The sequence below is a fragment of the Amycolatopsis sp. SID8362 genome, assembly GCF_010550475.1.
In the GTDB taxonomy this organism is placed as follows: Bacteria; Actinomycetota; Actinomycetes; order Mycobacteriales; family Pseudonocardiaceae; genus Amycolatopsis; species Amycolatopsis eburnea.
The window spans coordinates 1-9822 of sequence record NZ_JAAGNB010000500.1 but is presented as its reverse complement, the minus strand read 5'-3'; the positions used below and the strand labels follow the sequence as shown (position 1 = coordinate 9822).

The 9822-nt window shown below is 70.6% G+C and carries 6 protein-coding genes and 1 pseudogene; 5 read left to right on the top strand and 2 right to left on the bottom strand.

Annotated elements, in window-relative coordinates:
- Together G3I65_RS16005 and G3I65_RS16000 are read left to right on the top strand one after the other, a co-directional pair.
- Positions 1-2312: transglycosylase domain-containing protein (locus tag G3I65_RS16005; protein ID WP_309235492.1), on the top strand; the 2312-nt coding region annotated here is incomplete at its 5' end.
- 78 nt (positions 2313-2390) lie between these two features.
- Positions 2391-4718, top strand: a complete 2328-nt coding sequence (locus G3I65_RS16000) for a transglycosylase domain-containing protein (protein ID WP_309235491.1) — start codon at positions 2391-2393, stop codon at positions 4716-4718.
- 34 nt (positions 4719-4752) lie between these two features.
- On the opposite strand, the gene G3I65_RS15995 is transcribed toward G3I65_RS16000, so the two are convergent.
- Complete coding sequence (locus tag G3I65_RS15995) at positions 4753-5796, bottom strand: Gfo/Idh/MocA family oxidoreductase (protein ID WP_160696818.1); 1044 nt, start codon at positions 5794-5796, stop codon at positions 4753-4755.
- A 55-nt stretch (positions 5797-5851) separates the two neighbouring features.
- On the opposite strand from G3I65_RS15995, the gene G3I65_RS15990 reads away from it, so the two are divergent.
- A complete protein-coding gene (locus G3I65_RS15990) occupies positions 5852-6910 on the top strand; it encodes an ROK family transcriptional regulator (RefSeq protein WP_160696819.1) in 1059 nt (352 codons plus the stop codon).
- A 48-nt stretch (positions 6911-6958) separates the two neighbouring features.
- Positions 6959-8509, top strand: a complete 1551-nt coding sequence (locus tag G3I65_RS15985) for a glycosyltransferase 87 family protein (RefSeq protein ID WP_160696817.1) — start codon at positions 6959-6961, stop codon at positions 8507-8509.
- Here the strand turns inward: G3I65_RS15985 and G3I65_RS15980 are convergent.
- Entirely contained in the window at positions 8506-9279 is a 774-nt protein-coding gene (locus tag G3I65_RS15980; protein WP_163046696.1) for a deoxyribonuclease IV, read from the bottom strand. The two genes, G3I65_RS15985 and G3I65_RS15980, sit on opposite strands and share 4 nt — an antisense overlap.
- Positions 9280-9393: 114 nt before the next feature.
- Here G3I65_RS15980 and G3I65_RS15975 point away from each other — a divergent pair.
- Positions 9394-9822 (top strand): annotated as a pseudogene (locus G3I65_RS15975) (hypothetical protein); the annotation flags it as partial.

Below are 9822 nucleotides of genomic sequence, written 5' to 3'. Positions count from 1 at the left end.
CGCCGCCCGGCCGCCCGCAGCAGCCGCCGCGCGGGTACCGGCCCGAGCCGCCGCCGATGAGCGGCGGGCCCGAGCTGATGACGCACCACGCGTACGACGAGCCGTCCGGCTACGACGACGACGTCGAGCCCGAACGCGACGGCAAGCCGGTCCTGACCCCGGCGCAGAAGAAGAAGCGCCGCTGGAAGATCATCCGAAGAGTCGCGTACGGGTTCTTCGGGTTGTTCTTCGTGGTGCCCGCGATCGCGTTCGTCATCACGTACTTCCTGGTCGACGTGCCCTCGCCGACCGAGGTCGCGCAGAACCAGAGCCAGGCGGTGTCCTACCTCTACGCCGACGGCTCGCCGATGGGCAAGGACGTCCCGCGCGGCGGCAACCGGGTGCTGCTGACGCCCGACCAGATCCCGGACGTCATGAAGCACGCGGCGATCGCGACCGAGGACGACTCGTTCGAGACCAACTCCGGCTTCGACGTCGGCGGGCTGCTGCGCGCGGTCTACAACCAGGCCACCGGCGGCACCGGCGGTGGTTCGACGATTTCGCAGCAGTACATCAAGAAGGCCACCGACAACGACGCCCCGACGTTGACGCGCAAGTGGACCGAGCTGGCCAAGTCCTTCAAGATGAACCAGACGTACGAGAAGAAGGACATCATCACCGCGTACCTGAACATCATCTACTTCGGACGCGGGGCGTACGGCGTGGGCGCGGCGTCGCAGGCCTTCTTCCACAAGGAAGCCAAGGACCTTTCGTTCTCGGAAGCCGCACTGCTCGCGGGCCTGATCCAGCAGCCGGGCCGCTCGGAGAACCCCAAGGTCGCGAACGACCGCTGGAACACCGCGCTCGACCGGATGGTGAAGAACAACTACATCAGCGCGGCCGACCGGGCGGCGGCGCAGTTCCCGACGCCGATCCCGCTGGAAGACAGCAAGCAGCAGGCCGGCGCGCCGCCCGCGTTCGTCGTGCAGCAGGTGAAGAACGAGCTGGCCGCGCACGACATCCCGGAAGACCGCTACTACGCCGGCGGTTTCGTGGTCCAGACGACGATCGACCCGAAGGCGCAGCAGGCCGCCGAGCAGGCCGCGACCGACGCGATGAAGAACCAGGTCGACGACAACCTGCTCAACGCGCTCGTCGCCGTCGACCCGAAGACCGGCGGCGTGCTCGCCTACTACGGCGGCAAGCCGATCGTGCAGGTCAACGGCCAGGACCAGGCCGGGCGCGACTGGGCGGACACCCCGCAGAACCCGGGCTCGTCGATGAAGCCGTTCGACCTCACCGCGCTGCTCAAGATGGGCAAGGGCCTCGACACCACCTACGACGGCTCCAACAACCGCGTCTTCGACGGCCGCGTCGTCCGCAACGCCGGCCCGGGCAGCACCTGCTCCCAGCAGTGCACGGTGTCGGAAGCGATGATGCGGTCGGCGAACACCGTGTTCTACGACATGGTCCTCAACGACACCAAGCAGGGCCCGGTCAAGGAAGCCGCGAAGGAAGCCGGGGTCAAGGTCAAGGAGGACGGCGGCCAGTCGATCATCTCCACCAAGGACAACAACATCTCCCTCGGCGGTGGCGAAACCCAGATCACCCCGCTGGACATGGCCGCGGCGTACGCGACCTTCGCCGCCAACGGCCAGCAGCGCGACCGCCACTTCGTGCAGAAGGTGACCAACGCGCAGAACGAAGTCGCGTGGGAGGCCTCGACCGACGCCAAGGCTGTGTTCGACAGCGACGCTGACAAGAGCCGGCAGATCGCCGGCAACGTCACCGAAGCGCTGAAGCCGGTCATCGGGTTCTCGAAGCTGAAGTGCCCCAACGGCCACGAGTGCGCCGGCAAGACCGGGACGCAGCAGCACACGAAGGTCGCGGGCGAGCCGGCGTGGGCGGCGAACGCGAACTCGCAGACGTGGATGGTCGGGTACACGCCGTCGATCTCGGTGGCGGCCTGGGTCGGCGGTGACGGCAACAAGCCGCTGCACGGCAAGAACAACTCGCCGATCTACGGCTCCACGATCGCCGGCCCGATGTGGCAGAAGTTCCTGTCGCTGTACCTGACGGGCAAGCCGGGCGAGCGCTTCGACAAGGTCGAGCGCATCGGCGGCGAGGTCGCGCCCCCGCCGTCGTCCGACGTGGCGACGACGACGGACTCGACCCCGACCGACGAGAACACCGGCGGCGACCAGGGCGACAACGGCAACGGCAACGGGCACGACGGCGACCCGTCGTCGTCGAAGGAGAGCACGCCGAAGCACCCGAAGCCGTCGACGACCCCGAAGGAAACTCCGACCGATACACCGGACCCATCGGCGTAACCGGCTGAACCACGGTGGGCGGCGGTACGTGTGCCTCCCGAGAGGACTGCGTCCGCAGCCCACCGTGGAGGACGGCCCGTGAACCACGACCGGCAGCCCGAACCCCGACGTCGTCGCGCCCGGCGGCCCGTGCCGCGTGCCGGGTTGCTGGGCAGCGAGCCCGAGCTGATCACCCACCACGCGCACAACGGGACCGGGCCGGACGAGCCGCCGACCGTGCCGATCATCCGGCAGCGGGCCGGTGCGCCGCCGCGCCGGCCGCGCCCGCTCACCGCACAGGACCTGCGGCGACGGCGGTGGAAGCGGGTCCGGCGGATCGCCTACGTGGCCGCCGGGCTGTTCTTCTTCGTCCCCGGGATCGCCTTCGCGATCACCTACTTCGCCGTCGACGTCCCCTCGCCGGAGACGATCGCGCAGGCGCAGGGCCAGGCCGTCACCTACCTGTTCAGCGACGGCACCGAGATGGGCAAGGACGTCCCCACCGGCGGCAACCGGCAGATCCTCGCGCCGAACCAGATCCCGGACGTCGTCAAGAAAGCCGTGATCGCCACCGAGGACGCGTCGTTCGAGACGAACTCCGGCTTCGACGTCGGCGGCATCCTGCGCGCGGCCTACAACCAGGTCACCGGCGGCTCGGGCGGCGGCTCGACGATTTCGCAGCAGTACATCAAGAACGCGTCCGGCGACGACGACCCGACGTTGACGCGCAAGTGGGTCGAGCTCGCTAAGTCGTTCAAGATGAACCAGACCTACGAGAAGGCGGACATCATCACCGCCTACCTCAACATCATCTACTTCGGCCGCGGCTCGTACGGGATCCAGGCCGCCGCGCAGGCGTACTTCGGCAAGGACGCCGGGCAGCTCGACTACTCGCAGGCCGCGCTGCTCGCCGGGCTGATCCAGCAGCCGGGCCGCTCGGAGAACACGGCCGTCGCGACCAACCGGTGGACCACGGCGCTGGACCGGATGCTCAAGAACGGCTACCTGACGCCGGCCCAGCGCGCCGCCGCGAAGTTCCCGACCCCGATCCCGCTGCGCGAGAGCAGGCAGGCGGGCGCGCTCAACCCGTTCCTCAAGAAGCAGGTCAAAGCCGAGCTGGCCGCGCAGGGGATCGACGAGAAGCAGTACTACTCGGGCGGTTTCCAGGTCTTCACCACCATCGACCCGCAGGCGCAGCAGTCCGCCGAGCGGGCCGTGGCCGAAGGGATGGCGGACCAGACCGACGACCGGATCCTGAACGCGCTGGTGGCCGTCGACCCGAAGACCGGCGGCGTGCTCGCGTACTACGGCGGCGACGCGATCGTGAAGGGCCCCAACGGCGAGGACCTGGCCGGACGCGACTGGGCCGACGAGGCGCACAACCCCGGGTCGTCGATGAAGCCGTTCGACCTGGCCGCGTTCCTCAAGCTCGGCCGCGGCCTCGACGCGCGGTTCGACGGCACGTCCCCGCGCACGTTCCCCGGCGTCGACCTGCCGATCCGCAACGCCGGCGACAGCAGCAGCTGTTCGCAGGAGTGCACCGTCTCCGAGGCGATGCAGCGCTCCACGAACACGGTGTTCTACGACATGGTCCTCAACGTCACGAAGCCGTCCGGCGTCGCGGAAGCCGCGCGCGAAGCGGGTATCCGCACGAAGGACAACGGCGGCCGCAGCGAGCTGTTCACCGGCGACAACAACATCTCCATCGGCGGGGGCGGCACGCAGGTCACGCCGGCCGACATGGCCTCGGCGTACGCGACCTTCGCCGCGGGCGGCGTCCAGCGCGACCGGCACTTCGTGCAGAAGGTGACCAACGCGAACGGCGAAACCGCGTACGAGGCGAAGCTCCGCTCGATCGACGCGTTCGCCGACAACGACACGCAGAAGAGCGCGCAGATCGCCGGGAACGTCACGGCCGCGCTCGCGCCGGTGATCCCGTTCTCCCGGCTGAGCTGCCCGAACGGCCACGAGTGCGCGGGCAAGACCGGGACCCAGCAGCACACGCCGCAGAACGACGAACCCGCGTCGGCGGCGAACGCGAACTCCCAGACGTGGATGGTCGGCTACACGCCGTCGGTGTCGGCCGCGGTCTGGGTGGGCAGCGACGGCGACAAGGCGCTGCGCGGCCCGGGTGGCGCGCCACTGTTCGGCTCGACGCTCGCCGGCCCGATCTGGGACCGGTTCATGCAGCTCTACCTGACCGGACGGCCGGGCGAGCGCTTCGACCGCGTCGCGGCGATCAGCTCGCCGCAGGACCGGGTGCAGGTCCAGCAGCCGCCGCAACAGCAACAACAGCGGGACCAGCGGGATTCGGTCCGGTTCGGCGACGGCAACCGGCAGCAGGACGACCAGCTCGACCGGATCCGCGAATTCCAGCAGCGGCTGCAGGAACTGCAGGACCAGCAGCGCGGCCGGAGGAGGCCGTGACCTCGGAGCTGGGGGTCACCGAGGTCACGGCCGGTCAGAGGGCGACCGTCACGCCTTCGACGCCGGAGCGGTGCGCGGCTTCGATCACGCGCAGGGCCGCGACCGACGACTCGGGGTCGACCGGGAACTCGCCTTCGCCGCGCAACGCGTCGCGCACCTGCGCGTAGAACTGCTCGTAGCGGCCGGTTTCGGTGGGGACGGTCTTGACGTCGTTGCCGACGCCGATCTTGCCCGCGTCCGACGCCGGTTCGACGCCCCACGCGTCGTCGCCGGGGCGCATGCCCGCCTTGATCTGCGGTTCCTGCACGTCGAGGCCGTACTTGGTGAAGGTCGCCTGGTCGCCGAGCACCCGGAACCGCGGGTTCTGCGTGCCGGCGAGCGCGGACGCCCAGAGGTGCGAGCGGACGCCGTTGGCGTGCTTCAGCGCGACGAAGACGTCGTCGTCGACCTGGACGCCGGCGCGGCGGCGGTCGGTTTCCGCGTAGACCTGCGTGACCGGGCCGAACAGCTGCAGCGCCTGGTCGATGATGTGCGCGCCGAGGTCGTAGAGCAGGCCGCCGGCCTCGGCCGGGTCGCCGAACTCGCGCCAGTTGTCCTTGGGCTTGGGCACCCAGCGGTCGTAGCGGGACTCGAAGCGGAAGACCTCGCCGAGCTTGCCGGACTCGAGGACCTTCCGGACGGTGAGGAAGTCGGAGTCGAGCCGCCGGTTCTGGAACACGGTCAGGCCGACGCCCGCCGCGTTCGCCGCGGCCACGACCCGCTCGGCCTCGGCCGCGGTCGGCGCGAACGGCTTGTCGACGACCACCGGCAGGCCGGCCTCGATCGCCCGCAGCGCGAGCGGCACGTGCGTGCGGTTCGGCGTGCTGACCACGACCAGGTCCAGCTCCTCCGCGTGCTCGAAGAACGCGTCGGCGTCCGGCACGACCTCCGCGCCGGGGTGGTCGGTGCGCGCCTGGGCGGCGTTGGACGAGGTCGTGATCACCGCGGGGGTGAGCCCGGGCGTCGCCGCCACCAGCGGCGCGTGGAAGACGCGGCCGCCGATGCCGTACCCGAGAACACCCACGCGCAAGTCGCTCATGCCGCCATTAAACAACACTGTTGCGTAATTGGCCAGACGTGCGAAGATCCTGACCATGGCGGACACCGGCGTCAACCTGCGCGGCGTGCGGGAGCACAACCGCGCCCTGCTGCTCACCCACATCCTGCGCGCCGGCGGCCTCAGCCGCGTCGAACTCGCCGAACGCACCGGGCTGACCCAGCAGGCCGTCTCCAAGATCGTGCCCGAACTCCTCGACGCCGGTTTGCTGGACGAAGAGCGCCAGCCGTCCACCGGCGTCGGCAAGCCGCGGACGCTGCTGACCATCCGGCCGGGCGCCCGGCACGCGCTCGGCGCGCGCCTCGACCGCGACGAGTTCCGCGTGCTGCGCACCAACCTCATCGGCGAGGTCGAAGAGACCGCGGGCGGCCCGCTGCCGCCCGGGTTCACGCCCGAGCAGGCGGTCGAGGCCATCGGGACCGCCGCGCTCGAGCTCGCCGACGGCTTCGACGTGCTCGGCCTCGGCCTGGGCGCGGTCGGCCCGCTCGACCACCTCGCCGGACTGGTCCGCGACGCGACGAACATGCCCGGCTGGCACGACGTCCCCCTGCGTGACCTGCTGGAGAAGCGCGCCGGGCTGCCGGTCACGCTCGACAAGAACACCAACGCCGCCGCGTTCGCCCGGCTGTGGCCGCACGGCGAGCCGACGGCGACCGCGGTGGTGCTCGTCGGCACCGGCATCGGCGTCGGCCTGCTGATCGACGGGCGGCTCTACCGCGGCCCGCGGACCAACGCGGGTGAGTTCGGGCACACCACGATCGCCTACGACGGGCCTCGCTGCGCCTGCGGGCGGCGCGGCTGCGTCGAGATCATGGCCAAGGGCGCGCCGGACACGCGCGCCGCGGCCGGCTTCCTCGGCATCGGGCTCGCCGACCTCGTCCAGGTGCTCGACCTGGAGCGGATCGTGCTGGCCGGGCGGGCCGTGCGGGACGAACCGGACGTGCACCGCGAAGCCGTTTCGGCCCGGCTCGAGGAACTGCTCCCGGTGCCGCACTGGCAGCGGATCGAGGTCGTCGAAGACACCTCCGGCGAGGAGCTCGTCACCCGCGGCGCCGCCGCCGAGGTCCTGGCCTCGTACTACGCGAATCCGGCATGATCACCGGCTTCACCGCCGCGTTCGCGGATCACCGATACGATCCGCCTCGTGCCAGAGGAGACCACGCGCGAGCCGGACCCCGGCCCCGTGACGCTGACCCGGGCGGACCGGGTCGTCCCGAGCTGGAACGAGCCACTCGCGGCGGCGGTCACCAGACCCGTCGGCGGCCCGCTCGGTGAGCACGCGGCGATCGGCAGGCACTGGTTCTGGTCGCCCCAGCGCGTCGGGCTGCTGCTCGCCACGCTCGCGCTGATGCTCTGCTGGTTCGGCAAGGGCTCCTGCATCCAGCAGTACCAGGACTCCAGCGGCGCCACCCAGCTCGACTGGCGCGCGGGCCGCCCGTTCGTCGCGATGTGCTACTCCGACATCGTGCCGCTCTACAGCTCCGAGCGGCTCGACCGGCCGGGCACCTTCCCGTACTACACGTCGTGGAAGGAGAACTCCCAGACGGCGGAGAACGGCACCCGGTACATGGAATACCCGGTGTTCACCGGCCTCTTCCAGTGGGCGAACGCCAAGCTCGCGGCCGGCTGGTACAACGTCGCCCAGGCCGGCTGGCTGCCCGGCGGCCTGCCGGTGGCCATCTACTTCGACATCACGGCGTTCTTCCTGGCGCTCGCCTGGCTCGTCACCGTCTGGGCCACCGGGCGGACGGTGAAACGCCGGCCGTGGGACATGGTGCTGGTGGCGATCTCGCCGCTGGTGCTGGTGCACGCGTTCACCAACTTCGACGCGATCGCGACCGCGTTCACCGCGACCGGCCTGCTGGCCTGGGCGCGCAAGCGGCCGCTGCTCGCCGGGCTCCTGCTCGGCCTCGGCGCGACGGCGAAGCTCTACCCGCTGTTCCTGCTCGGCGTGCTGTTCTTCCTGTGCCTGCGCGCGGGGAAGCTGACGCCGTTCTGGAAGACCGCGGGCGCCACCGTCCTGACGTGGCTGGCGGTGAACGCGCCGTTCATCCTCACCGCCACCCGCGGCTGGTGGGAGTTCTTCCGGATGAACACCCTGCGCCCGATGGACCCGGACTCGCTGTACAACGTCCTGTCGTACACGACGGGCTGGGCCGGGTTCGACGGCGTGCTGCAGAAGAACCAGACGCCGACGTACCTGAACCTGACGGTGGCCGTGCTGTTCCTCGCCTGCTGCGCGGGGATCGCGTATATCGCGCTCGCCGCACCGCGACGGCCGCGCGTCGGCCAGCTCGCGTTCCTGGTCGTGGCCGCGTTCCTGCTGACGAACAAGGTGTGGAGCCCGCAGTACTCGCTGTGGCTGGTGCCGCTGGCGGTGCTGGCGATCCCGCGCTGGCGGCTGCTGCTCGGCTGGATGCTCATCGACGCGCTGGTCTGGGTGCCGCGGATGTTCTACTACCTCGGCGTCGACCACAAGGGCCTGCCCGAAGGCTGGTTCCTCGGCACGGTCGTGGTGCGCGACCTGGCCGTGGCCGCGCTGTGCGTGCTGGTCGTGCGGGAGATCTACCGGCCGTCGACGGACCTGGTCCGGCTCGACGGCGACGACGACCCGGCCGGCGGCTTCCTCGACGGCGCCCGGGACGTGATCATCCCGAACGCCACGCGGCGCCGCCGGAAGGCCGTGGCCGTCTAACCGAGCTTTTCCCGCAGGTAGGCGATGTCGGCGGCCTGGCCTTCGGCCGGGGTCTCGACGACGACCGGGGCGCCCGCCGAGCGGGCCACCTCGACCAGCACCTCGGGGTCGATCGTGCCTTCGCCCTCGACGACGTTGGCGTGCCGGTCGCGGGTCGAGCCGAACTCGTCGCGCGAGTTGTTGAGGTGCACCAGGTCGATCCGGCCGGTGATGGCCTTGACCTTCTCGACGGCCGTCTCGAGGTCCCAGCCCGCGGCGAACGCGTGGCAGGTGTCCAGGCAGAACCCGGCGCCGAACTCGCCGACCTTGTCCCAGAGCCGGGCGATGACGTCGAGGTCGCGGGTCATCGCGTTCTCGCCGCCCGCGGTGTTCTCGATCAGGATCGGGACCTTGAAGCCGCCCTTCTCCTGCTCGCGCTCGAAGAGCTTGCGCCAGTTGTCGAGGCCGGTCTCGGCGTCGTCGTTCGCGCCGACGTGCCCGCCGTGCACGATCAGGCCCTTCGCGCCAATCGCTGCCGCACCGTCCGCGTGCTGCGTGACGTTCTTACGGGATGGGATCCGGATCCGGTTGTTCAGCGAAGCCACGTTGATGAGGTAAGGAGAGTGGATGAACACCTCGACGGGGTCGGCCGCGATGGCCTCGCCGTGGGGGTGCGGCTTCGGGGCCTTCCAGCCCTGCGGGTCCGAGAGGAAGAACTGGACGACGTCGGCTTTGCGCTCGGCGACCGCGGTCAACGGGTCGTCGTCACGGACATGGGCGCCAATCAGCATGCCGAGCACGCTACTCCGGCTTCTCCTTTCCCCTGCGGGACCGGTTGGTGACGCTCGTGGAGTACCGTGAGCGCGTTCCGTGATCCAGATTGGTCCGACTGCCGGAGGGCATCGATGGGGAAGCAGTTCGCACGGATCACCGCACTGGGGTTCACTTTCGCCGCATCCGCCGCCCTGGCAATGCCGGGCGTGGCGAGCGCGGACACCAGCCCGACCCTCGGCGGTGACTGCACGGCGACGCTGCAGGACGGCCAGGCCCGCGACGCGAAGACCGGCCTCGTGCTCGACGCCGGTGCCCCGCTGAACGCCCCGAACCAGCTGAGCGTCGGGCTGGACTCGACCTCGCGGAACACGAACGGCACCGCGCCGCTGCTCACGCTGCCGGTCGGCGACACCGTCCGCGCGCTCGGCATCGGCGACGTGCCGGTGGTCGGCGACGCGGCGGCGAAGGGCGTCTGCCCGGCCGCGCAGGGCACGGTCAACACGGTCGGGAACATCACCCAAGGCGTCGCGGGCGAGCTGCCCCCGCTGCCGCTCCCGCCG